General features: G+C 70.6%; 26 protein-coding genes. 18 read left to right on the top strand and 8 right to left on the bottom strand.

What is annotated here, in order from left to right:
- Positions 1-34: 34 nt before the first annotated feature.
- The 7 genes from IE173_RS02255 to IE173_RS02225 all read left to right on the top strand — a co-directional run bounded on the left by IE173_RS02255 (position 35) and on the right by IE173_RS02225 (position 8167).
- A complete protein-coding gene (locus tag IE173_RS02255; protein ID WP_373298441.1) occupies positions 35-1924 on the top strand; it encodes a phosphoenolpyruvate carboxykinase (GTP) in 1890 nt (629 codons plus the stop codon).
- Positions 1925-2114: 190 nt separating this feature from the next.
- A complete protein-coding gene (locus IE173_RS02250; RefSeq protein WP_191281744.1) occupies positions 2115-2669 on the top strand; it encodes a sigma-70 family RNA polymerase sigma factor in 555 nt (184 codons plus the stop codon).
- Positions 2653-3411, top strand: a complete 759-nt coding sequence (locus IE173_RS02245; protein ID WP_191281743.1) for a hypothetical protein — start codon at positions 2653-2655, stop codon at positions 3409-3411. The genes IE173_RS02250 and IE173_RS02245 overlap by 17 nt, the downstream gene beginning before the upstream one ends.
- Before the next feature lie 106 nt (positions 3412-3517).
- Positions 3518-5509 (top strand): TPM domain-containing protein, encoded by a 1992-nt coding sequence (locus tag IE173_RS02240; protein ID WP_191281742.1) that lies wholly within the window; start codon positions 3518-3520, stop codon positions 5507-5509.
- A gap of 38 nt (positions 5510-5547) precedes the next feature.
- Positions 5548-6285 carry a PspA/IM30 family protein gene (locus IE173_RS02235; protein ID WP_191281741.1) on the top strand — a complete coding sequence of 246 codons (738 nt, stop codon included), beginning with the start codon at positions 5548-5550 and terminating at the stop codon, positions 6283-6285.
- Positions 6286-6302: 17 nt separating this feature from the next.
- A complete protein-coding gene (locus IE173_RS02230) occupies positions 6303-7367 on the top strand; it encodes a DUF418 domain-containing protein (protein WP_191281740.1) in 1065 nt (354 codons plus the stop codon).
- Positions 7364-8167: an arginase family protein gene (locus tag IE173_RS02225; protein ID WP_229841824.1), complete on the top strand. Its 804-nt coding sequence runs from the start codon at positions 7364-7366 to the stop codon at positions 8165-8167. The genes IE173_RS02230 and IE173_RS02225 overlap by 4 nt, the downstream gene beginning before the upstream one ends.
- Before the next feature lie 26 nt (positions 8168-8193).
- Here the strand turns inward: IE173_RS02225 and IE173_RS02220 are convergent, their stop codons facing one another.
- Positions 8194-8775: a DUF4333 domain-containing protein gene (locus IE173_RS02220; RefSeq protein WP_191281739.1), complete on the bottom strand. Its 582-nt coding sequence runs from the start codon at positions 8773-8775 to the stop codon at positions 8194-8196.
- A gap of 70 nt (positions 8776-8845) precedes the next feature.
- Between IE173_RS02220 and IE173_RS02215 the strand changes: the two genes are divergently transcribed.
- A complete protein-coding gene (locus tag IE173_RS02215; protein ID WP_191281738.1) occupies positions 8846-9628 on the top strand; it encodes a crotonase/enoyl-CoA hydratase family protein in 783 nt (260 codons plus the stop codon).
- A 23-nt stretch (positions 9629-9651) separates the two neighbouring features.
- Entirely contained in the window at positions 9652-10131 is a 480-nt protein-coding gene (locus tag IE173_RS02210; RefSeq protein WP_229841823.1) for a hypothetical protein, read from the top strand.
- On the opposite strand, the gene IE173_RS02205 is transcribed toward IE173_RS02210, so the two are convergent.
- Positions 10128-10484 (bottom strand): SIP domain-containing protein, encoded by a 357-nt coding sequence (locus IE173_RS02205; protein WP_191281737.1) that lies wholly within the window; start codon positions 10482-10484, stop codon positions 10128-10130. The two genes, IE173_RS02210 and IE173_RS02205, sit on opposite strands and share 4 nt — an antisense overlap.
- A 55-nt stretch (positions 10485-10539) precedes the next feature.
- Entirely contained in the window at positions 10540-11958 is a 1419-nt protein-coding gene (locus IE173_RS02200; protein ID WP_191281736.1) for an amidase, read from the bottom strand.
- Between the two features lie 90 nt (positions 11959-12048).
- On the opposite strand from IE173_RS02200, the gene IE173_RS02195 reads away from it, so the two are divergent.
- Genes IE173_RS02195 through IE173_RS02180 form a run of 4 tightly spaced genes read left to right on the top strand, consistent with a single transcriptional unit; the run spans position 12049 to position 14764 of the window.
- Positions 12049-12417: a GntR family transcriptional regulator gene (locus IE173_RS02195; RefSeq protein ID WP_191281735.1), complete on the top strand. Its 369-nt coding sequence runs from the start codon at positions 12049-12051 to the stop codon at positions 12415-12417.
- Complete coding sequence (locus IE173_RS02190) at positions 12414-13337, top strand: ABC transporter ATP-binding protein (protein WP_191281734.1); 924 nt, start codon at positions 12414-12416, stop codon at positions 13335-13337. The genes IE173_RS02195 and IE173_RS02190 overlap by 4 nt, the downstream gene beginning before the upstream one ends.
- The gene (locus IE173_RS02185; RefSeq protein ID WP_191281733.1) at positions 13334-14113 is read left to right on the top strand and encodes an ABC transporter permease; all 780 of its coding nucleotides are present in this window, start codon (positions 13334-13336) and stop codon (positions 14111-14113) included. The genes IE173_RS02190 and IE173_RS02185 overlap by 4 nt, the downstream gene beginning before the upstream one ends.
- Positions 14114-14155: 42 nt before the next feature.
- Positions 14156-14764, top strand: coding sequence for a hypothetical protein (locus IE173_RS02180; RefSeq protein ID WP_191281732.1), 609 nt, complete (start codon positions 14156-14158; stop codon positions 14762-14764).
- Positions 14765-14778: 14 nt separating this feature from the next.
- Here the strand turns inward: IE173_RS02180 and IE173_RS02175 are convergent, their stop codons facing one another.
- Genes IE173_RS02175 through IE173_RS02160 form a run of 4 tightly spaced genes read right to left on the bottom strand, consistent with a single transcriptional unit; the run spans position 14779 to position 16964 of the window.
- Positions 14779-15198, bottom strand: a complete 420-nt coding sequence (locus IE173_RS02175) for a VOC family protein (protein ID WP_191281731.1) — start codon at positions 15196-15198, stop codon at positions 14779-14781.
- Positions 15195-15773, bottom strand: a complete 579-nt coding sequence (locus tag IE173_RS02170) for a GNAT family N-acetyltransferase (RefSeq protein WP_191281730.1) — start codon at positions 15771-15773, stop codon at positions 15195-15197. Before IE173_RS02170 ends, IE173_RS02175 begins: the two co-directional genes overlap by 4 nt.
- A 25-nt stretch (positions 15774-15798) precedes the next feature.
- Positions 15799-16482 carry a uracil-DNA glycosylase gene (locus IE173_RS02165; RefSeq protein ID WP_191281729.1) on the bottom strand — a complete coding sequence of 228 codons (684 nt, stop codon included), beginning with the start codon at positions 16480-16482 and terminating at the stop codon, positions 15799-15801.
- The gene (locus tag IE173_RS02160; RefSeq protein ID WP_191281728.1) at positions 16479-16964 is read right to left on the bottom strand and encodes a phosphoribosyltransferase; all 486 of its coding nucleotides are present in this window, start codon (positions 16962-16964) and stop codon (positions 16479-16481) included. The genes IE173_RS02165 and IE173_RS02160 overlap by 4 nt, the downstream gene beginning before the upstream one ends.
- Before the next feature lie 44 nt (positions 16965-17008).
- Here IE173_RS02160 and IE173_RS02155 point away from each other — a divergent pair, with 44 nt between their 5' ends.
- On the top strand, positions 17009-18460 hold the full coding sequence (locus IE173_RS02155) for an MFS transporter (RefSeq protein WP_191281727.1): 1452 nt from the start codon (positions 17009-17011) through the stop codon (positions 18458-18460).
- Between the two features lie 5 nt (positions 18461-18465).
- Here IE173_RS02155 and IE173_RS02150 read toward each other — a convergent pair whose 3' ends face one another.
- Complete coding sequence (locus IE173_RS02150; protein WP_191281726.1) at positions 18466-19239, bottom strand: SDR family oxidoreductase; 774 nt, start codon at positions 19237-19239, stop codon at positions 18466-18468.
- 23 nt (positions 19240-19262) lie between these two features.
- Between IE173_RS02150 and IE173_RS02145 the strand changes: the two genes are divergently transcribed.
- From IE173_RS02145 to IE173_RS02130, 4 genes are all read left to right on the top strand, one after another.
- Positions 19263-20411, top strand: coding sequence for an acyltransferase family protein (locus IE173_RS02145; RefSeq protein ID WP_229841822.1), 1149 nt, complete (start codon positions 19263-19265; stop codon positions 20409-20411).
- A gap of 54 nt (positions 20412-20465) precedes the next feature.
- Entirely contained in the window at positions 20466-21782 is a 1317-nt protein-coding gene (locus IE173_RS02140; protein WP_191281725.1) for a bifunctional o-acetylhomoserine/o-acetylserine sulfhydrylase, read from the top strand.
- Between the two features lie 77 nt (positions 21783-21859).
- Entirely contained in the window at positions 21860-23065 is a 1206-nt protein-coding gene (gene metX / locus IE173_RS02135; RefSeq protein WP_191281724.1) for a homoserine O-acetyltransferase MetX, read from the top strand.
- Positions 23062-23916: a hypothetical protein gene (locus IE173_RS02130; protein WP_191281723.1), complete on the top strand. Its 855-nt coding sequence runs from the start codon at positions 23062-23064 to the stop codon at positions 23914-23916. Before metX ends, IE173_RS02130 begins: the two co-directional genes overlap by 4 nt.
- Positions 23917-24095: the final 179 nt, after the last annotated feature.

The raw sequence follows: 24095 nt of genomic DNA, 5'->3' as shown, positions 1-24095 counted from the left end.
CTTGACCACCCCAACCAGCGAGGGAGCCCCACCCGTGACACTCACGACCGGCATTCGACCCCTCGACGGCGTACCCGAGGTCGTCGACCAGATTCCCCTTCACGACGCCACCTGGGCCTTGCCGCCCGAGGGCACCGACCCGCGGGTGATCGCGTGGGTCGAGAAGATGGCCCACCTCACCACCCCCGACACCGTCGTCTGGTGCGACGGATCCCGCCGCGAAGCCGACGAGCTCATCCGCGGCATGATCGACCAGGGCACCCTCATCCGGCTCAACGCCGACCACCGCCCCTACAGCTTCCTCGCCCGCAGCAACCCCGACGACGTCGCGCGGGTCGAATCCCGCACGTTCATCTGCTCGGCCGATGAAGCCGACGCGGGCCCCACCAACAACTGGGCCGAACCCGCGCAGATGCGCTCCGAGCTCGAGGATGTCTTCGCCGGCTCGATGGCCGGGCGCACGATGTACGTCGTGCCGTTCTCGATGGGTCCGCTCGGCAGCCCGCTCGCCCGCGTCGGCGTTCAGATCACCGACTCGCCGTACGTCGTCGTGAGCATGGGCATCATGACCCGCATGGGCCACGAGGCGCTCGCGCAGATCCACCCCGACACCGAGTGGGTGCCGGCCATGCACTCCGTCGGCGCCCCGCTCTCCCCGGGCGAACCCGACGTCGCGTGGCCGTGCAACGCCACGAAGTACATCTCGCACTTCCCCGAGACCCGCGAGATCTGGTCGTTCGGCTCCGGCTACGGCGGCAACGCGCTGCTCGGCAAGAAGTCGTTCTCGCTGCGCATCGCCTCGGTCATCGGCCGCGACGAGGGCTGGCTCGCCGAGCACATGCTGCTGCTCAAGGTCACCAACCCGAAGGGTCGCGTGTTCCACGTCGCCGCGGCGTTCCCGAGCGCGTGCGGCAAGACCAACTTCGCGATGCTCAAGCCGACGATCCCCGGCTGGACCGTCGAGACGATCGGCGACGACATCGCGTGGCTCGCCCCCGGCCCCGACGGCAAGTTGCGTGCCATCAACCCCGAAGCCGGCTTCTTCGGCGTCGCCCCTGGCACCGGGATGTCGACGAACTCGACCGCCGTCGAGACGATCTGGGGCAACACGATCTTCACCAATGTCGCGCTGCGTCCCGACGGCGACGTGTGGTGGGAGGGTCTCACCGACACCCCGCCGGACGGCCTCGTCGACTGGACCGGCCGGCACTGGACTCCCCTGTCGGGCGTGCCCGCCGCACACCCGAACTCCCGTTTCACCGTGGCCGCATCCCAGTGCCCGACCATTTCGGACGACTGGGACGACCCGCGGGGCGTCGTCATCGACGCGATCATCTTCGGCGGCCGGCGTGCCACCAACGTGCCACTGGTGGCGGAGGCACGCGGATGGGAACATGGCGTCTTCATCGGCGCCACGATCTCGTCCGAGCGCACGGCGGCCGCCGAGGGCATTGTCGGGGAGCTGCGACGCGACCCGTTCGCGATGCTCCCGTTCTGCGGCTACAACATGGCCGATCACTGGCAGCACTGGCTCGACGTCGGCGAAGGCCTGCGCAAGACCGGTGGAGTGCCGCGCATCTTCCAGGTGAACTGGTTCCGCAAGGGCGACGACGGCCGCTGGCTGTGGCCCGGATTCGGCGAGAACGGCCGCGTGCTCGCCTGGATCCTGGAGCGGGTCGAAGGCACCGCCGCAGCGGTCGAGAGCCCCGTCGGCTGGTTGCCCGCGCCCGGCGCGATCGACTACGCCGCCGCCGGCGTTCCGGACGCCGACTGGGCCGAACTGTTCGCGATCAACCCCGCCGCGCATCTCGCCGAAGCCGACGACGCCGAGAAGTTCTTCGGCACGTTCGAGGGCCGCGTCCCCGCCGCGATCATCGACCAGCTCGACGAGCTCCGCGCCCGGATGCGGGCCGCCCAGGCCTGATCCACCCCTTCGCACCGGACCGACGGCGCGCCGACCTCGCTGGCGGCGCGCCGTTCCCGTGTTTGTCTGGTCGCGCCGCCGCTCCTGCGGCGCGACACGCTCCGCCCGCCGCGCGCGAGCGCCGGGCTTCGCTGGTTCATCCCAACCTTTTCCGTACCCTCGTCGTCTAAGTAGGTAGGGAGGTGTGCGGATGCGCGCTGCGGCAGCCTGGGAGGGCGTCGTCACCGAGCTGGTGGCGCAACGCGGCGAGGCGCTGCTGCGTTACGCGACCCTGCTGTGCGGCAGTCGGGATGACGCCGCCGACCTCGTACAGGACGCCCTCGTGCGCACCTTCGGCCGGCTGCGCAACGGCTTCAGCGTCGAGAGCGCCGAGGCCTACGTGCGGCGCGCCATCCTCAACGGCCACCTCGACGGCGGACGTCGCAGCACCCGCTGGCGCCGGATCGCGCCGCTCGAGTACCGCCCCGACGAGCAGGACTCCCCCGCCGGCGCCACCGAGGCGCGGCTCGATCTGCACGAGGAGCTGCGGAAGCTCACCCCGCGCGAGCGGGCCTGCCTCGTGCTGCGCTACTACGACGACCTCAAAGTCGACGACATCGCCGAGACCCTCGGCATCAGCTCGGGCGCCGTGAAGCGCTACCTCAGCGATGGGCTCGCCAAGATGGCGATCTCGCTCGCCGACGACGGCACGGTGGAAGACCGGCTCACGCCGCGAAAGGAGGCCTCCCGTGGCCACCGAATCTGACCTCCGCGACCTGCTGAGGGGCCCCGACCCGGAAGGACGTGGCGAGATCGACCTCGACGCCGTTTTGAGCCGCACCCGGCGCCGGCGGCGTCCGCGGGTGATCGCCGCGCAGGCCCTCGGGTCGGTCGCCCTCGTCGGCGTGCTGGGCACCGCGGTCTTCATCGGCGGACCCCTCGCCGACCGCAGCGTGATGATGACCGCCGACGATGCCGGCGCGGGCGCCGATGAAGCCATCGCCGAGTCGGGGGAGGCACCGTACGTCGATCAGGACGCCTTCAAGTGGATGCCGGACGCCTGCGGCGCCCCGGTGACCGATGTCGTGAGCTCCGAAGGGGTGACTCTCGAGCTGTCGATCGCGACGATCGTCGAGCCGGAGGAGCGCATCCCCGTGCAGGTCACCCTGCGCAACGACGGGCCCGACCGGCTCGTCGGAACCAGCAGTCCGTGGCCGCACGTGAGTCTCGCGCGCGACGGCATCGTGGTCTGGCACTCGTACCAGACCCAGGAAGCCATCGGACTCGTCGTCGATCTGGCGCCCGGCGAGTCGATGACCCTCGAAACCTCCTTCAACCGGGTCATCTGCGGCAGCGAAGACGACCTCATCATGGACGGACCGCAGAACGACATGCCTGCCGCACCGCCCGGCCAGTACGAGCTGCGCGCGGTACTCGTCGTGACGACGGATGACGGCACCAGCTACCTCGCCGCGTCGGCACCGTTCCAGCTGGAGATCGCCGGGTAGCGGTCGGTCCTGCGCCCTCCCGGTGAGACCGGGGGCCCCGATAAGATTCGGGCGGGCCGCGGATGGCCCGAGACGGGTCGGCGCGAGCCGCCTGGGAGGAGCCCGAATGCGACCGCTGCCGACCGCTGGAGCCCTCGTGGCCGGTGCCGCCCTCGTGCTGATGAGCCCCGGCCCCGCGGTCGCCGAACCGCCCGTCGACTTCGCGGGCGCCTACGTGATCGACCAGGCGGGCGTACTCGGCAGCACCTTCTCGATCGAGTCGGCGCTCGACGATCTCTACGACCGTGCCGAGGTGTCGCTCTTCGTGGTCTACGTCGACACCTTCGACGACCCGAGCGACCGCGAACTGTGGGCGGACACGACGGCGGGCCTCAGTGGGTTCGGCCCCGACGACGTGTTGCTGGCCATCGCCGTCGAGGACCGGCTGTACGCGCTCAACGACGAGCTGCTGTTCGACGACCAGTACGACCGCGTGTCGGCGCGCATCGAAACCCAGCTGCGCGACGACCACTGGGAAGAGGCCGCCCTGGAAGCGGCCGACGCGATCGGCGACGAGCTCGCGGGCGAGAATCCGACCGAACCCGGCACCACCGACGGCGAGGGTGGCGGCATCCCGATCCTGCCGATCCTCGCGGGGGTCGGGGTGGTCGGCGTCGGCGCGTGGGGCATCTCGCGGCTGGTCAAGCGCCGTCGCGGGGTCGACCCGACCGCCCCGGTCGAGAAGCTCGACCAGAAGCAACTCGATCAGCGGGCCGGCAGCCTGCTGGTGAGCCTCGACGACGCCCTGCAGAGCAACGAGCAGGAGCTCGGCTTCGCACAGGCGCAGTTCGGCGAGAAGGCCACCAAGGGCTTCGCCGCGGCGCTCGCCGAGGCCGAGAAGCAGGTGAAGCAGGCGTTCGCGATCCGTCAGCAGCTCGACGACGCGACGCCCGAGACGGCCGACGAGAAGCGCCGGCTGACGACCGAGATCATCCGGCTGTGCGAGGCCGCGTCGGCCTCACTCGCCGCGCAATCCGCCGACTTCGAGCAGCTGCGTCAGCTCGAGACGAACGCTCCCGCGGTGCTCGAAACGGTCGCCGCGACCCACGGCGGCCTGCCGTCCCGCATCGACGCCGCCGAGGCGACCGTCGCCGCACTCTCGACGAAGTACGGGGCCGCGGCCGTGGCGTCGGTGCGCGACAGCGCCGCTCAGTCGCGGGAACTCGCCGCCTTCGCCGCAACCGCGATCGCCGAAGCCCGCGCCGCGCTCGAGGCCGGAAAGGCATCGGAGGCCGCCGTCGCCGTGCGCGGCGCGCAACAGGCCGTCGGCCAGGTCGAGCGCGCGATCTCCGCGGTCGACAAGCTCGCCGCCGACCTCCCCGCCCTGGTCGAGCGCCTCACGGCCGGGATCGCCGATGTGAAGCGCGACGTCGCCGAGGCGCGTGCCGGTCTGGCCTCGGCCGCGCCCGAGATCGCCGAGCCGTTGCGCGTCGCGGTCGACGACGCCGAGAAGGTGCTCGCCCGGGCCGACACCGGCGACCCGGCCAGCGCGATCGGCGAGGTGGAGCGGGTCAACGCGACGCTGCACGAAGCCCTCGGCAAGCTGCGGGATGCCGCCGCCCAGGCCGAGCGGGCGAAGGCCCAGCTCGCGCGTGTCACCTCCGAAGCACAGGCGGCCGTCGCGGCGGCGAAGGACTTCATCGCGACCCGACGAGGCGCCGTCGGTGCGACGGCCCGCACCCGGGTCGCCGAGGCGGAGCGCCAACTCACGCAGGCGCTGACCGCGGCACGCACGGATCCCGTCGAGGCGCTGCGTGCCGCCCAACAGGCGGTCGCCCTCGCCACCTCGGCGATGCAGAGCGCGCAGAGCGACGTGGCGGCGTTCAACGGCGGAGGCTCCACCGCACCCTCGGGCGGCGGTTACGGCGGAGCCGCCCTCGGCGGCATCCTCGACGGTCTGTTCTCGGGCGGATCGTCGGGAGGCTGGTCGTCGTCGGGTGGCGGCGGCTGGTCGAGCGGTTCCAGCTGGTCGCGGCCACGGCCCCGGCCGCGACCGAGCAGTTCGTCGAGTCGACCCCGACCCTCCGGCGGTCGCCGCTCTCGCGGCGGACGCTTCTAGACTTCCCCTCACCTGACGAAGAAACCGAAAGGCACATCATGGCAAAGCAGTCCATCCTCGGCCGCATCTCGCAGCTGGTGCGCGCGAACATCAACGCGCTCATCGACCAGGCGGAGGACCCGCAGCTGATGCTCGACCAGTTGGTGCGCGACTACACCAACTCGATCGCCGAAGCAGAGAGCGCGGTCGCCCAGACCATCGGCAACCTTCGCCTGATGGAACAGGATCACGCCGAAGACCTCGAGTCGGCCGCCGACTGGGGCCGCAAGGCTCTCGCGGCCAGCACGAAGGGCACCGAACTGCGGGCCGCGGGCAAGACCGAGGACGCCGACAAGTTCGACAAGCTCGCGAAGATCGCGATCGGCAAGCAGATCTCCGCCGAGAACGAGGCGAAGACCGCCGAGCCCACGATCGCGTCGCAGAACCAGGTCGTCGACCAGCTCAAGGACGGCCTCGACAAGATGCGCGAGAAGCTGTCGGAGCTCACCAGCAAGCGCGACGAGCTGGTGGCCCGCGCGAAGACCGCGGAAGCGCAGTCGCAGGTGCACGACGCCATCCAGAGCATCGACGTGCTCGACCCGACGAGCGAGCTCGGGCGCTTCGAAGAGAAGGTGCGCCGCGAGGAGGCCAAGGTCATGGGCCAGCAGGAGCTGGCGGCCTCGAGCCTCGACTCGCAGTTCGAGTCGCTGGAAGACCTCGACAAGGAGGCCGAAGTCGAGGCCCGCCTCGCCGAGCTGAAGTCGGGCGGCGCGCCGGCCGTGACGTCGGGGAACTGACGACCGCCGACCAGAACGTGACCGGGGAGGGGCGACGGGCGACCGTCGTCCCTCCCCGGCTGTTCGGGCTGGATGCCGCGCGTGGCACGGCCCTGCTCGGGATGTTCGCCGCCCATACCCTCCTCGGCCGCGGGGAGCAGGTCTTCGACGGCCGGTCGGCGATCCTGTTCGCCACCGTCGCCGGGGTGTCGCTCGGCCTGATCAGCGGGGGCGCCCATCCCCCGCTACCGGGCGAGCGCTCGGCGATCCGCCTCACGGTGCTCATCCGCGGTGGCGTGCTCATGCTGCTCGGCCTCGCCATGACGACGTTTCTGCGGCCGCCGATCGCCGTCATCCTCGACTACTACGGGTTCGCGTTCCTGCTGCTCATCCCGATGCTGTTCCTCGCCGGGCGGGTGCTCGGGCTGCTCGCCGCGGCGATCACAGTCCTGGCTCCGCCGATTGTCGCGGCGGTGACGGCCGGCATCCCGTACGCGACCATCGCCGAGCCGGTGCAAGTCTTCGCGCGCTGGCTGTTCTACGGCGAGTACCCGATGGTGACGTGGCTGGCGTTCCTGCTCGCCGGGTTGCTGCTCGCCCGCGCCGACCTGCGCGACCGCCTCACCGCGGCGATGGCCCTCGTGTTCGGCGCCCTCGCCGCCGTGCTGGGTTACGGCTCGACGCTCGTCATCCCCGGCATCACGGCCGACGCGCACTCCGGCACGACCGCGGAGGTCGTGGGCTCGGGCGGCGTCGCGGTCGCGATCATCGGCGGCCTCTCGCTTCTCGATTCGGCGACCGGACGGGGGGAACCCGTTGCGCGGGTTCTGCGGTTCGTGCTCGCCCCCGTCGCCGCGGCGGGGGCGATGGCGTTGACGCTGTACACCGCCCACGCCGTCGTGCTCGCGATCGTCCGGTGGACGTCGCCCGACCCGGATCGCTGGCAGGTTCCGGGGTGGACGTTCCTCGCGCTCGCCCTCGCGACACTCGTCGTGGCGACCCTGTGGCGGCGGTTCATCGGCACCGGTCCCCTCGAGGCCGGGCTTCGGGCCCTCACCCGCCTCGCCCTGCGCACTCCGGGTGAGCCTAGAGTGGCTCCGTGACCCTCCGGTTCGTGCTCGTGCCGCAGTGGCAGGGCTCCCCCTCGCCGCGGGCGATGCGACTCGCCGACGGCGTCGCCGCGTTGCGCGCCGACCTCCCCGCATCCGCCACCTCCGAGGTCGCGGTGCCGCTGGAATCCGGCGATGATCAGGGCACCGGCATCTCGCGCTTCAGCTCGGTGCAGCTCGTGCGGGAACGCACCTCGCTCGTGCTCCAGGATGTCGACGGGCCGTTCGTCGTCGTCGGCGGCGACTGCGGCGTTTCGGCCGCCGGCATCGCGGTCGCCGCGAACCGGCATCCCGAGGTCGCCGTCGTCTGGTTCGACGCCCACCCCGACCTCAATTCCGCCGAATCCTCGCCGTCGGGAGCGTTCTCGGGGATGGTGCTGCGCGCCGCGATCGACAACGGCGACATCGCGGCCGACCGGGTGGTGCTGGCCGGCGCACGATCGTGGGATGCCGGCGAGGAGACGTTCGCGGCCGAGACCGGGCTGCGCGTGCTGACCGTGACCGACCTCGACGACCCCGCCGCGCTGGTCGAGGCGGTCGCCGCCACGGGCGCCGATGCCGTCTACGTGCACATCGACCTCGACGTGCTCGACCCGGCCGAACTCGACGGGTTGCTCGACCCGGAACCGTTCGGGATGAGCCCGTCCGCCCTCGTGGCGACGCTCAAGGCACTGCGGGCACGGTTCCCGCTCGCCGGCGCGACTCTCTCGGCCTACGCGCCGAGCGCCCTCGACACCGAGCAGGCGGCCGACGACGCGGCCACCATCCTGCGCATCATCGCCGCGCTCGACTGACCGCCGAGAACCTCAGTGGCCTCGACTCAGTCGACTCGGATCTCGTACGTGCCCGTGGTGGCGTCGAACGCCGTGATCGTGACGACTGCGTCGACCGGGCCGTCGGGCGACTCGTAGCTGCAGTCGACCGTGTTGCCGACGACGATCGCGACCTCGGTGCCCTCGCAGGTGACCTCGGGCACGTAGTCGAGCACGTTGTTGAGGGCCGTGATGGCGAGCGCCTCGATGTCGGCGATCGGCACGGAGGCACCCGGCTCGGCGGTCGGCTCCGGCGCGTTGTTGGGCACGTCGGCGACCTGGATGTCGAACGCGTAGTTGGTGCCGTCGACCTCGGTGAAGGTGATGACGGTGTCGAACTCGAGCCCGACGACCGGGTCGACGAGCAGGCAGGTGATCGACGTGTCGACCTCGACGGGGATCTCTTCCTCGCCGCAGTCGATCGTCGGACGCACCCCGACCTGCTCCTCGAGCTTGTCGGCAGCGAGGGTCTCGATGTCTTCCGGCGGCACCGTCGGTGCGGTGTTGACGCCGACGCTGAAGGTGCACCCCGCGAGCAGCGTGATCGCGAGCGCGGCGACAGGGGCCAAGGTGAGTGAGCGGGAACGCACGGTCTGCCTCCAGGAAAGACGTTGGTTGAACGCTAGCGGATGTCGCGTCCCGGACGCCTACGCTGGACCGGTGGCTGACAGAGTGACCATCGAGCGGGATGGGCACGTGCTGCTCATCGGACTGAACCGGCCGGAGAAGCGCAACGCCGCCGACTTCGCGATGCTGCAGGAGCTGTGCCTCGCCTACGGCGAACTCGACCGGGACCCCGAGTTGCGGGTCGGTCTCGTGTTCGCCCACGGCGACCACTTCACCGGCGGCCTCGACCTCGGCGATGTCGCGCCGCGCATCGGCGCGAACGGGCTCGACCTCGTTCCCGACGGGGGTCTCAACCCCTGGCAGGTCGAGGGCGAGTTCCAGCGCAAGCCCGTCGTCATCGCCGTGCAGGGCATGTGCCTGACCCTCGGCATCGAGCTGGCGCTCGCGAGCGATGTCGTCATCGCCGCCGACTCGACCTCGTTCGGGCAGATCGAGGTGCAGCGGGGCATCCTGCCCTTCGGCGGCGCGACGATCCGGTTCCCGCGCGCGGTCGGCTGGGGCAACGCGATGCGCTGGATGCTCACCGGAGACTCGTTCGACGCCGCCGAGGCGCACCGCATCGGCCTGGTGCAGGAGGTGGTGCCGCACGGCACGCAGCTGCAGCGCGCCCGCGAGATCGCGACCCGGATCGCCGCTCAAGCTCCCCTTGCGGTGCAGGCGACGCTCGCCAACGCGAGGGAGGCGATCCGCGACAGTGACGCGCGCGCCGAGCAGCAGTTGCAACCCGAACTCGTGCGCCTGGCCGCGAGCGAAGACGCCGCCGAAGGGATGCGCGCCTTCGTCGCCCGCGACGAACCGTCCTTCCGCGGCCGATGACCGGCGAGGAGCGACCCCGCCCGGTGCGTCCGGACCCGGCGACGCTCTCCCGTGCGGAGCGCGCGGTCGGCTCCGTCGTGCGCTTCGGGGCGCGGGTGCCGGGGCTCCGCCGATTCCTGCTCTGGCCCGTCGTGGCCCGCCCCGGCTACTGGTTCGCGACGGCGTGCGCCTGGCTGTGGGGGCGCATCCTGTTCGGTCGCTTCGCGAAGGGGGGCGGCATCCACTACTTCTCCCGGCTGCCGAAGTGGGCCTATGGGCGCGGCGGCACGACGATCGGGGCGATCTACCTGACGACCGACAACACGGCCGCCGACGTGCTCGAGCACGAGGCGATCCACAAGGCGCAGTGGAAGAAGTACGGGCTCGCCTTCATCGCCGTCTACGTCGCGGCCGGCTCCCCGCCGCTGACCAACCGCTTCGAGGTCGAGGCCGGGTTGGAGAAGGGCGGATACGTGCGACCCCGCCGCCCGAGGCCCGGCCGGGGCGCGTCGCCCGAGGGTTAGGCGTTCGTGCGGATGCGCGCGGCGCGGTCGCCCGAGACCCAGCCGTAGACGCGGTGCTCGCGTTCGAGGTCGGTCGGCAGCATCTCGCCCAGCCAGGCGTCGATGGCGCCGCCCAGCGACTGCCCGCGGTCGCGGCACAGCCAGGTGACGCAGACCCGGCCGGGGGCCGGGAGGTCGCGGATGGCGTCGGCGGATTCCACCTCGATGAAGACCTGCCCGCGGGCCCGCACGGGCAGGGTGGCCAGCACCGTCTCGACGATCGGCAGGTCGGCCTCGACCGCTCCGAGCAGCACGAGGTCGCCGACAGCGGGCTGCCAGGAGATCGTCGCGGGGAGGAGGTCGGAGAGGAACATCGCGAGATCAGTATAGGCATGCCTTACTGAGTGTTGCCTTACCTCACTCCGGTCTTCACTCCGACCACGCCGGCGGATGCCGCCGCTCCCAGTGCAGTCGCCGCTCCAGCTGGGCGCCGATCGCCAGCAGCACGTCTTCCCGGCCCGGCCGGCCGATGAGCTGCACCCCCATCGGCAGCCCGTCCGGCGTGACGTGCACCGGCAGCACGATCGCCGGCAGGCCGCTCGCGTTGACCATGCTGGTGTACGGCGTGTAGAGCACCTGTTGCGCGAAGTTGCGCTCGCCGTCTTCGGCGTCGTACCAGCCGAGCGGCCGGGGGGTCAGGGCCATCGCGGGAGTGAGCACGACATCCACCGCTCGGGCACGCGCGATGAACCGGCGCTCGAATCCGGTGAGCCAGGCGAGCGCGGCGCCGAGTTCCCGTGCCCCGAGGCGTCGGCCGGTCTCGACGAGCCAGCGGGTGAGCGGCTCGAGCAGGGCGAGGCGGTCGTTCTCCACCGGGATGCCCGCCGCGCCCGCCTGCCAGACGGTACGGAAGGCGGCGGCGTAGCCGGGCTCCGGATCGAAGGCGAGCTCCTCGACGCCGTGACCGACGGCATCCAGCTCGCGGATGGCGATCTGCAGCGCCTCCTCCGCCTGCGGGTCGAGCTCGAGGTCGTACGCGGTCGCCCACGGCGAGTCGCGGGTCACGCCGACCGAGAACCGGCCCTCGCCCCGCACCGCCGCCCCGAGGAACGGACCCTCGCCCCAGAGCGGCGCGACCGTCGCCCACTCGGCGGTGCCGTCGCCGGCGAGGGCGTCGAGCAACAGTGCGGCGTCGGCGACCGTGCGGGCGAGCGGCCCGGCGACGACGAGACCGGCGAGGCTCGGGAAGCCCGGCATCGCCGGCACCCGCCCCCGCGACGGCTTGAGGCCGACGAGACCCGTCGCGGCCGCGGGGATGCGCACCGAGCCGCCGCCGTCCGACCCAGGAGCGAACGGCAGCAGTCCGGCGGCGACGGCGACCGCCGCTCCCCCGCTCGATCCGCCCGCGCCGCTGGTGAGGTCGTACGGGTTGCGGGCGATCGGACCGGCGACGGGTTCCGTGTAGCTCGGAAAGCCGAACTCCGGCGCGGCGGTCTTGCCGAGGCTGACGGCTCCTGCCCGGTCGAACGTCAGGGCGAGCGGGTCGGATTCCGTGGGCACGTTGTCGGCGAGGGCGCGCGACCCGTAGCGGGTCGGCACGCCGGCCCGGGCGACGAGGTCTTTATCGGCGAACGGCAGCCCCCACAGCGGCAGCGCGTGCGACAGCTCGTCCACGGCAGCGGCCCGGGCGCGGGCTTCCGCGACCGTCACGGTGACGAATGCCCCGAGCCCGGCGTCGAGCCGCGCGATGCGCGCGAGGTAGTGATCGGCGAGTTCGCGGGGCGTCACCTCGCCGCGTCGCAGCCACTCGAGCTGTTCGCCGGCGGTGAGGTGGTGCAGTTCGAACACGCCCCGAGCCTACGGAGGACTTGACACGGCGCCGGATCCTTGGTTGGTTAGTCACTCAAGTAACTAACCCAGGAACCGAGAGGAGGAGCCGTGGACGAGAGCCGACCGATCTTCCAGCAGATCGCCGAACAGATCGAGAACGACATCATCGCCGGCGCCCTCCCCGAAGAGACCCAGGTGCCGTCGACCAACGAGTTCGCCGCCTTCCTGCGCATCAACCCGGCGACCGCCGGCAAGGGCGTCGGCCTGCTCGTCGACGCCGGGGTCCTCTACAAGAAGCGCGGAATCGGCATGTTCGTCGCGTCGGGGGCTCGCGCCCGCCTGATCGCCGAACGTCGCGACCGGTTCCGCGAGCAGTACATCGCTCCGCTGCTCGCGGAGGCTCACAAACTCGGGATCGACGCCGACCAGCTCGCCCGCCTGATCCACGACACAACCCCAGAGGAGTCGCATCCATGACCGCGATCGTCGACGTTCAGGACGTCACCAAGCACTTCGGCTCCGTCGCCGCCGTCGACGGCGTCTCGTTCCGCCTCGAGGAGGGCAAGATCTACGGCCTCCTCGGTCGTAACGGTGCCGGCAAGACCACGCTCATGTCGCTGCTCACCGGCCAGGAGTTCGCGACGGCCGGCGACATCCGGATCTTCGGCGAATCCCCCGTCGAGAACGCGCGCGTCGCGGAACAGATCTGCTTCATCAAAGAGAGCCAGAAATACCCCGACGACTTCAAGGTCAAGCACGTGCTGCGGATGGCTCCTCGGTTCTTCCCGAACTGGGACCAGTCCTTCGCCGACCAGCTCGTCGCCGAGTTCCGAGTACCGCTCGACCGCAAGATGAAGAAGCTCTCGCGCGGTCAGTTCTCGGCCGTCGGCGTCATCGTCGGCCTCGCCTCGCGTGCGCCCCTCACCTTCTTCGACGAGCCCTACCTCGGGCTCGACGCCGTCGCCCGGCAGCTCTTCTACGACCGCCTCCTCGCCGACTACGCCGAGCATCCCCGCACGGTCGTGCTCTCGACCCACCTGATCGACGAGGTGAGCGCTCTGCTCGAACACGTGCTCGTGATCGACGAGGGGCGACTGCTCGTCGACAGCCCGGCCGACGAGCTGATGGGCTCGGCGACCACGGTCGTCGGGGGCCGCGACGCCGTCGAGAGCTTCGTCGGCGGGCGCGAGGTCATCCACCGGGACGGCATCGGCGGGCTGCTCTCGCTCACCGTCGCCGGGCTCACCGCGGCGGAGCGCGCAACGGCCAAGGCCGCCGGACTCGAGCTCGGCCCCGTCTCGCTCCAACAGCTCATCGTGCGCCTCACCGCGGGCAGCACGACCGACTTCACCGAGAACGCCCCCACCACCCCGATCCCCGAGGAGGCCCGCGCATGAGCGCCGTCAGCACCCCGACCATCCCCGGCCCCCGGCCCCTCGCCCGCCGCATCGGCAACGTCGTGCGGCTGCATCTCGCCAACCCGTTCACGATCATCGGCACCCCCGTCATCGTGCTCGGCTTGATCTTCGCCGTGAACTGGATGATCTGGTGGATCGTCCGCACTGCGGCACCCTCCGACCCGCAGAGCGTGGCCGACGTGGCCGACGGCCTCCAGTACAGCGGGGCGACGCTCTGGATCTTCGTCTACATGATGGTCGTCGCGATCATGGCGATGAACCTGACCTTCTCGTTCGCGCTCGGCTTCGGCTCGACCCGCCGGGACTTCCTGCTCGGCTCCGGCCTGACCTTCGTGGGACTCGCCGCGATCTACGCCGTCGCCTACATCCTGTTGGCGGCCCTCGAGACCTGGACCGGAGGCTGGGGGGTCGGCGGCACGATGTTCAACAGCTTCTACTTCGGCGTCGACTCGCCCTGGTGGCTGCGCCTGTTCCACGTCTTCGCGCTGTTCCTGTTTTTCTTGGCAGCGGGCAGCGCGTTCGGCTCGATGTACGTGCGCTGGAAGGCGCGGGGACTCATCGTGTTCTTCTCGGTCGTCTCGATCCTCATCATGGGAGCGGTGGCGCTGGTCACGGTCTCCGACTCGTGGCCCGCCGTCGGCGAGTTCTTCGAGGTCGCCGGATTCACCGGGTCATACGCGCTGAGCCTCGTGCTCTCGGCGATCGCGGGCGCGGCCGCCTACCTCATCCTGCGACGCGCCACCCCTCGAAACTGAGCGAACCGAGTGATACATTCCCCACACACGGGGAGGTCAGGCATGCGGGTGCGCACGGTTCTCGGCGCGGTGATCATGGTCGCCCTGCTCGCCGGTTGCGTTCCCGAGCCCGCGGAGAGCGGCGAGACCCCTCCTTCGGAGACCGAACCCACCGGCACCGCCACGCCCACCCCGGAAGCGGGCGCGCCGGTGTTCGGGATGCCCGAACTGTGCGCCGACATCCTCACCGCCGACACCGCGGCAGCTTTCGCCACCGCCGGGCTCGACCTGCTCGGCGGTCCTGACGGCCTGTACGGCGAGAACTACTTCGGCGACCCGACCCCGGAAGAGAAGGCTGGCGGCATCACCTGCGTCTGGGGCGACGAGGCCGTGCCGGCCTCGACCGTCATCGTGTCGGTCGCGCCGGTCACGACGAGCACCCGCTCGGGGATCGTGAGCGCGCTCATCGCCAGCGGGCTGATCGAGTCGCAGATCGAGGGCGGTCTCACCTACGCGCGCATCGGCGACGAGGTGAGCGCGCCCGCCGAACTGCACGTCATCCGCAACGACAGCTGGATCTCGGTGCTCGAGGCGGTCGGCGGCGAAGACCGCTTCCAGCACGCGACCGAGCTCGTCGACGAGGTGACCGGGCAGGTCTACACCGAGTCTTAGGTCGACACCGAGGCTCAGGCCGGGTCGAGCTCCTCGAACACCGTGATCTGCATTCCTCCGGGGGCTTCGAACCGGGCGTTGAGCGACCGCCACGGCGTCTCCACGGCAGGCGCGACGACCTCGGCCCCTCCGGCGGCGAGCCGCGTCGCCGCGGCCGCCGCCTCGGGCACCTCGAACGCCACCCGCACCGTCAACGGGTAGCGGTGGGCGACGGGTCGACCCACCTCGACGTCGTCGATGTAGGCGACCTGCGCCGGATTGGCCAGTTCGAGGGTCGCAGTCGGCGCCTCGAGGATGACGACCCGCGCTCCCCCGGGCCCGTCGTAGGACTCAAGCTCGCGCAGGCCCAGCACGTCCCGGTAGAACGCGAGCGCCGCATCCAGATCCTCGGTTTCCAGCACAAGCCGCAGCTGGGCGACGGGGGCGTTCGTCATTTGAGGCTCTTCTGCATCAGCACCGTGCCGAGCCAGCGGCCGAACTTGAAGCCCACCTTGCCCATATGGCCGATCTCGGTGAACCCGAAGTTGCGGTGCATCGCGAGCGAGGCATCCGCTCCGCGGTCGGCGATGACGGCGATGACCTCTTTCACGCCGGCCGCTTTCGCGCGCGGCAGCAGTTCGGCCATGAGCGCCTTGCCGAGACCCTTTCCGGTCGAGGCCGGGCCGAGGTAGATCGAGTTCTCGACGGTGAAGCGGTAGGCGGCCTTGGGCTTCCACGGGGTGACGTAGGCGTAGCCGAGGATGACCCCGCGCGGGCTGGCCGCGACGAGCCACGGGTAGTGCAGCTCCTGCACCTTCGCGAACTTCGCGCGCATCTCTTTGAGGGTGAGCGGGTCTTCGTCGAAGGTGACCGTGGAGTTGGCGACGTAGTGGTTGTATATCTCCAGCATGTGAGGGATGTCGCGGCTGGTCGCATCCCGGATCTCGAACGCGAACGCGGGTTCGGCGGGGGGCGCGGGCTTGAGGTGGGGCGGGAGCTTCCGCCGCGGGTTGTACTCCTCTTCCAGCACGACCCCGAGCTTATGTCGGCACGGGTCAGGCCGGCAGGCGCCAATCGATCGGATCGGCGCCCGCGGCGGTCAGCAGCTCGTTGGCGCGACTGAACGGCTTCGACCCGAAGAAGCCGCTGGATGCCGACAGCGGGCTCGGGTGGGCGGACGCGATGATCGGCGTCGCGCCGAGCAGCGGACGCAACGTTCCGGCATCCCGGCCCCAGAGGATCGCGACGAGCGGCGTGCCCCGGGCGACGAGCGCCTCGATCGCGGTCTGGGTGACCTCCTCCCAGCCCTTGCCGCGGTGCGAGCCCGAGGCACCGGCCTGCACGGTGAGCACCCGGTTGAGCAGCAGCACGCCCTGGTCGGCCCAGCCGGTGAGGTCGCCGTGCGGCACGGGCGGGAGCTGCAGATCGTCGTTGAGCTCCTTGTAGATGTTGGCGAGGCTGCGCGGGATGGGCCGCACGTGACGTTCGACCGCGAACGACAGGCCGATCGGATGTCCGGGCGTCGGGTACGGGTCCTGCCCGACGATGAGCACCCGCACCCGCTCGAACGGCGAGGTGAACGCGCGCAGCACGTTCGGCCCCTCGGGCAGGTAGCGGCGTCCTGCGGCGATCTCCCCACGCAGGAAGTCGCCCATCGCCGCGATCCGCCCGGCGACCGGCTCGAGCGCGGCGGCCCACCCGGGGTCGACGAGCTCGGTGAGCGGCTTCGGCTGCGTCATCCGGCCGGCGGGTACGGGACGGGGCCCTCGCTCGACCAGGGGAACATGATCCACTTGTCGGTGTGCCGCCAGGTGTAGGTCGGCTCCTGCACGGTTTGCGGCTTCGCGTAGAGGCACACCGTGCGCACCTCGCCACCGCCCGCCTCCAGCAGCTTCAGCACGAGGGCGAGGGTGCGTCCGGAGTCGGCGACGTCGTCGACGAGCAGGATGCTCTTGCCCTGCAGCGAATCCTGGTCGAGGGTCGGCGGCAGCACGATCGGCGCTTCCAGGGTCTCCTCGACGTCGGTGTAGAACTCGACGTTGAGACTGCCGAGCATCTTGACGTCGAGCGCGTAGCCGAGCGCCCCGGCGAGCGTGAGCCCGCCGCGCGCGATCGCGATGATCGCATCCGGGCGGAAGCCGTCATCCGCGATCGTCGTCGCCAGCTCGCGGGCCGCCTGGCCGAAGAGTTCGTAGGTCAGGATCTCGCGCTCGTCGGCCACGGCCCGAGCTTATCCGGGCGGTCGGGCGCCACTAGGCTCCGCTCATGACGAACGCCGTCGGGACACCGCGGTCCCTTGCGCAGATCACCTTCGCTCTCGTCGGGTTCCTGTTCCTGCTGGAGCTGACGAGCGGCATCCTCCAGGGCTACTACATCCCGCTGATCAGCGATCTGGTCGGGCACCTCGACATCACCGACGCCGACTTCAACTGGTTCGAGGCGGCGCAGTTGCTGCTCTCGGCCCTCGCGGTGCCGATCCTGGCGAAGCTCGGCGACATGTTCGGCCACAAGCGGATGCTGCTGGTGTCGACCGCACTCACTGCGGCCGCGTCATGGTGGCTGGTCATCGCGGGCGACTTCACGACGTTCCTCATCGCCTGGGCGCTGCAGGGTTTCTACTCCGTATGGCTGCCGCTCGAGGTGGCGCTGATCTTCGACCGTGGTCGACGCAGCAAGACCGGCGTCTCACAGACCCGCCGTGCCGCCGGACTCCTGGTCATCGCGCTCGAGGTCGGCGCGATCGCGGGAGCACTCGGCGGCGGCGCGCTGTTCGCCGGCGTGTTCGCGGGCAGCGTCCCGCTGACCCTCGCCGTGCCGGCGGCCGTCGTCACGCTGGTGTTCTTCGCGATCCTCTTCGGGGTTCCCGAGTCGGAGCGCACGGCGGGACGTTCGCTCGACGTCGTCGGGTTCGTGCTGCTGTCGTTCGCCCTCCTGCTGACCACGTCGTCGCTCACCTTCCTGCGCATCAACGGGCCCGGAACGTGGTGGGTGTGGGTGGTCATGGCGGCAGGACTGCTCGCCTTCCTGCCGTTCGGCCGCTGGGTGCTGGGGAAGGACGATCCGGCGATCGACCTGAGGGCGCTCGCGAGTCCGACGATGTGGCCGGTGCAGGTCACGGCGGGGCTGTTCGGCATCAGCGTGCTCGGTGCGCAGATCCCGCTCTCGACGTTCGCGGGCACCGATCCCGAGATCGCCGGCTACGGACTGGGCCTGAGCTCCGGGATGCGGTCGATCGTGATCGGCATCTACCTGCTGTCGCTCATCGCGGGTGCCGCGCTGTTCGCGATCTTCTCGAGACGGCTCTCGCCCCGCATCGCCCTCATCGTCGCGACCGCGCTCGTCACCGTGGGGTACTTCGCGCTCATCCCGTTCCACGACGATCTCGCCCAGGTGCTCACCTGCATCTGCATCGCCGGGGCCGGGTCGGGCGCCCTCGTCGCGGCGCTCCCGGCGGCGGCCGCCGCCGCGGCACCGCTCGGGCAGACCGGCATCGCGACCGGGCTCACCAACACCACGAAGACCGTCGGCGGGGCGTTCGCCTCGGCGACGTTCGGCATCGCCCTCGCCACCGGCGTCACGGCGGGCGTCGGCACGGCCGCGAGCCTCTCGGGCTACTACACGGTGTGGATCGTCTGCGGCGCGAGCGCGCTCATCGCGACGGTGCTGCTGTTCTTCGTGCCCAAACTCGCGTTCGCCGACCCCGTCGACGTCGAGTAGGCCGTTCAGCCCTGGGGGGTGAGGGGGCTGCGGATCACCTTGTGCGGGGCGGCCTGCGCGACGGGTTTGATCGTCACGAGGTCGAGGTTGACGTGCCCGGGGAGCTCGATCGCGTGCACGATCGCCTGCGCGATGTCGTCGGCGACCAGCGGCGCGTCGACGTTGTCGTAGACGGCGTCGGCCTTCGCTCGGTCGCCACCGAACCGCACGAGCGAGAACTCGTCGGTCTTCACCATCCCGGGCGCCACCTCGATCACCCGGATCGGCTCGCCCGCCAGCTCGAGCCGCAGCACCGCCATGAGCATGTGCGCGCCCGCCTTCGCGGCGTTGTACCCGGCGCCGCCCTCGTAGGCGAGGTGCGCCGCGATCGACGTGACCGTGAGGATGTCGGCGTGGCCGGCATCCCGAGCGCCGTCGCGCAACGCGGGCAGCAGCGCGGCGATCAGGTTCTTGACGGCGAGCACGTTGACCTCGAACATGGCACGCCAGTCGGCGGGGTCGCCGTGCTCGACGCTCGCCATGCCGAAGGCTCCCCCGGCGTTGTTGACGAGGGCGTGTACCGGCCCGATGGCGGCGAGCTCGTCGCGCACCCGGGCGACGTCGGCCTCGTCGGTGAGATCGGCGACGATGGTGCGGATGCCGGTGCCGTCGGCGAGCGCCGCCAACCGGTCGGCGCGCCGGGCGACGCCCACGACCTCCCAGCCGTGCGACGCGAACAGCCGAGCCGTCGCCTCCCCGATGCCCGAGCTCGCTCCCGTCACGACCACGCGTTTCGTCATGACTCCACCGTAGGGTGGATGAAGTGAGGGGCAGCCGCATCCCGTTGTGGGACAACGCGAGGTTCGGCTGCATCGTGCTCGTCGTGATGGGTCACGCGATCCAGCGGCAGACCCTCGACTCCGACAACGCGCTGACGCTCTACCTGTTCATCTACGCGTTCCACATGCCCGCGTTCGCGATCATCAGCGGGTACTTCTCGAAAGCGTCGCCCCCCGGCACGCGGCAGATGCGGCGCATCATCACCGACTTCGTGCTGCCCTACGTCATCTTCGAGGCCATCTGGGGTCTCGTGCAGTTCCTCGTCGAGGGCTACCCGGCGTTCAACCCGACCGAGCCGTCGTGGACGCTGTGGTTCCTGCTCGCGCTCGCGATCTTCCGGCTCGTGCTGCCCTACCTCGTGCTGCTGCGCTGGCCCCTCGCCTGGGCGGCGCTGTTGAGCGTCGGCGTCGGATATCTGGCGAACGTCGACTCGACCTTCTCGCTGTCGCGGGCGATCGGCATCCTGCCGTTCTTCGTGCTCGGCTGGCAGCTGCGGCAGTGGAAGGTCATCGACCGGTGGCGCGACCTCGGGGCGGCGGTCTGGGGCTGGCGGGCGCTCGCGGTGGCCGTGTTCGCGGGGTGGCTCGTCGTCGTCGCCCTCCATGTGCCGACGTTCCGCGAGTTCGGCCTCAAGCACTGGTTCTTCTACGACGACTCCTACCTCGACCTCGGCGAACCGGTGTGGTGGGCAGGCCTGCTGCGCCTCGGGCTCATCGTGCTCGCCGTCGTGCTCAGCGCCGCGTTCTTCGCGCTCATCCCCCGGCGCGAGACGTTCTTCAGTGCCTTCGGGCAGGCCACGATGTACGTCTACCTGCTGCACAGCTTCGTGCTCTATCCGCTGCGCGAGTCGGGCGTGCTGCGCGACGACCACGCGTCGGCGACGTGGCTGCTCACGATGATCTTCGCGTCGACGGCGATCGCGATCGCGCTGTCGAGTCCCGTGGTGCGGAGGCTGTTCCGGCCGCTCGTCGAACCGAAACCGCGCTGGTTGTTCCGGGTGAACGATGATCGCCCCGACGAGTCCCGCACGGATGCCGTCGGCGCGCGGCGGGAGGGCAGTGGGCTGAAGCCCTCGCACCATGGTTACGCCGCATTGCAGTCGTCCTGGCCCCGGGACCGCTCGGGAACCTAGGCTCGCATCCGTCCCGAGGCGATCCCTCGGCCCTCACCCACGCAAGGAGCCCCCATGTCGGACTGGCGATTCGAAACCCAGCAGATCCACGCCGGATCGGCCCCCGACCCTGTGACGAACGCACGCGCGACGCCGATCTACAAGACCACGTCGTACGTCTTCAACAGCTCGGACCACGCCAAGAACCTGTTCGCGCTCGCCGAGTTCGGCAACATCTACACGCGCATCAACAACCCGACCCAGGCGGTCATCGAGGAACGCATCGCCGCGCTCGAAGGCGGCACCGCGGCGCTCGCCGTCGCGTCGGGCTCGGCCGCGATCACCTACGCCGTGCTCAACATCGCCGGCGCGGGCGACCACATCGTCTCGTCGTCGTCGATCTACGGCGGCACCTACAACCTGTTCAAGTACACGCTCGCCAAGCTCGGCATCGACGTGACCTTCGTCGAGAACCAGGACGACGCCGACGAGTGGAAGGCCGCGATCCGGCCGAACACGAAGCTGCTGTTCGCCGAGACGATCGGCAACCCGCGCATCAACATCCTCGACATCGAGAAGGTCGCCGAGGTCGCCCACCGGGCCGACGTACCGCTCATCGTCGACAACACGATCGCGACGCCGTACCTCATCCGCCCGTTCGAGTTCGGCGCCGACATCGTCGTGCACTCGGCGACGAAGTTCCTCGGCGGCCACGGCACGGTCATCGCCGGCCTCATCGTCGACGGCGGCCGGTTCCCGTGGTCGCAGCATGTCGACAAGTTCCCGGGCCTCACCGAGCCCGACCCGTCGTACCACGGGGCGTCGTACACGACGGTGCTCGGCGACGGCATCGCCTACGTCATCAAGGCCCGCGTGCAGCTGCTGCGCGACACCGGTGCGGCGATCGCCCCCGACACCGCGTTCTCGCTCATCCAGGGCGTCGAGACGCTCTCGTTGCGCATCGAGCGGCACGTCGAGAACGCGCAGGCCGTCGCCGAGTGGCTGGAAGGCCACCCCGACGTCGCCTCGGTCAACTACTCGGGACTGCCGTCGAGCCCCTGGTACGAGGTCGCCGCCAAGTACGCCCCCCGCGGGGTCGGAGCGGTGCTGTCGTTCGAGCTCAAGGGCGGGGTGGATGCCGGCCGTGCCCTGGTCGAAAGCGTCACCCTGTTCAGCCACCTGGCCAACATCGGCGATGTGCGTTCGCTCATCATCCACCCGGCGTCGACGACGCACTCCCAGCTCACCCCGGAGCAGCAGCTCACGACCGGCGTCACGCCGGGCCTCGTGCGGCTCTCGGTCGGGCTGGAGAACATCGACGACATCAAGGCCGACCTCGAGGCCGGCTTCGCCGCCGCCCGCAAGGTGAGCGCCGCGAACGCCAACGCCTGAGGAAGTCGACCACCCCGGTGGTCGACGAGCGAGGGTGCGGGCGTAACACGTCATCGACGTGCGCCAGAATGGGCGCGATGGACTGGCAGACTCCCGAGGACGCCGCACCGTCGGCATTCGTGACGGAGTCCCAGCGACGCCGGGTCGCGGGCAAGCCGCCGGCGACCGGCGCGTGGCGTGAAGGCGACGATCCGGGCAACCGGCTCTTCGCCGCCATCGGCGACCTCGCGCTGGAACGCGGCGGCGGCATCCCGAACGTCACCCTCGCCTACGAGACCTGGGGTGAGCTCGCCCCCGACCGGTCGAACGCGATCCTCGTGTGCCACGCCCTCACCGGCGACAGCCACCTCGTCGGCCCCGCCGGCCCCGGTCATCCGACCGCCGGATGGTGGTCGGGGCTCGTCGGCCCCGGCAAGGTGCTCGACACCGACCGCTACTTCGTCGTCGCGCCCAACATGCTCGGCGGTTGCCAGGGATCTACGGGCCCGGCGTCGCTCGCGCCCGACGGGTCGGAGTGGGGGCCCCGATTCCCGTATCTGACGATCCGTGACCAGGTGGCCGCGCAGGCGGCCCTCAGCGACCGGCTCGGCATCGAGCGCTGGGCGCTCATCGTCGGCGGGTCGATGGGTGGCATGCAGGTGCTCGAGTGGGGCATCGGGTTCCCGGATCGCGTCGAGCGGATCGCGGTGCTCGCCGCTCCCCCGCTGTCGAGCGCCGACGAGATCGCCCTCAACTCGGTGCAGGCCGAGGCGATCCGCATGGATCCCGCCTTCCGCGGCGGCGAGTACTACGACGCCCCCGAAGGCGAAGGCCCGCACCGCGGCCTCGCCCTGGCCCGCCGGATGGCGCTGCTCAACTACCGCTCACCGACCGAGCTCAACGACCGGTTCGAGCGGTCCTGGCAGAGCGGCATCAGCCCGCTCGGCGGCGGCGGCCGGTTCGCGGTGGGCAGCTACCTCGACTTCCACGGCAACAAGTTCACCCGGCGCTTCGACGCCAACAGCTACCTGGTACTGACGGATGCCATGGACTCTCACGACGTAGGGCGCGATCGCGGCGGCGTGGCGGCGGCGCTCGCGAGCGTCACCGCGAAAGCCCTCGTGCTCGGCATCGACTCCGACCGGCTCTTCCCGGTCGCCGGGCAGGAGATCATCGCGCGTCACCTGCCCGGCAACATCGACGGCGACGAGCCCGTCGTCATCACCTCGCAGTTCGGCCACGACGCCTTCCTCATCGAAGACGCCCTCGTCGGGGCCGAGATCTCACGGTTGCTCGCGGAATGACGCGCCGAGGGGTCGCACCCGGGGCACTCGTGCCGGTGCTGCTCCTCTGCGGCGTTCTGCCCGGGTGCGCCCCCGCCCCGCCGGCCCTCTCCGAGCAGGTGACGGTGATGGTCTACCAACCACGCACCGACATCGCCCTGGGACGTCTCGCAATCCAGGTGCGCAACGGAACCGAAGACGCCCTCGAGATCGTCGGCGCCCGGCTCTCCTCCCCCGACTTCGTCGCCGACACCGTCTGGCCGAACGATGCGGCGAGGGTTCCGGCAGGTCTCGCCCTCGACCTGCGTGCCCCGCTGCCCGAGGTGCATTGCGATGCCGACACCGACCCGGTCGCCACGATCGAGTTCGTCGTCGACGGCGTGACCGGCGTCGCGGAGCGCGCGGTCGAAGATCCCTACGACCTGCTGCCGCGGCTGCACCGCGAGGCGTGCCTGGCCGAAGAGATCGCCGAGATCGCCACCCTCACACCGCGCGAGGTGATCCTGCCCGACCGGGTCGCCCCCGCCATCCTCGTGATCGACGTCGAGCCGACCGGCGCTCCCGGCACGGTGACGCTCGATGCCGTCGGCGGCACGACCCTGTTGCAGCCGACGAACGCCGGGCAGGCGAACGACCTGGTGGAGCTCGGGATCACGATCGACGCGAGCGGTCCGTTCGAGGTGCGCATCCCGTTCGTTCCGAACCGCTGCGACCCGCACGCGCTGATGGAAGACAAGGTCGGCACCATCATCCCGCTGTACGTGACGACGGCGACGGCGAGCGAGACACGCTGGATGCTGCCCGTCACCGAGGCCCAGCGCGCCGACTTCTACGCGTTCTTCACGGCGTACTGCGGGCTGCCCAGCGGCTGAACCAGGCACTGAACCAGGCACTGAACCGCCGAGAGCCGCGACCGGTATCGGTCACGGCTCTCGAACACCCCCAGGAGTTCGTGGCAGTCAAGCGCCCCTCTGCACCCCAGCGGTGCGTGGAACTGTACCCCGCCATGCTAACCCCGCCGTCCGCGTGGCACCCCCCATTCGCGTGGCAC

This window comes from Pseudolysinimonas yzui (assembly GCF_014653215.1).
GTDB lineage: Bacteria > Actinomycetota > Actinomycetes > Actinomycetales > Microbacteriaceae > Pseudolysinimonas_A > Pseudolysinimonas_A yzui.
The sequence above is the reverse complement of the archived record's forward strand: the minus strand, read 5'-3'. Positions and strand labels throughout refer to the sequence as shown.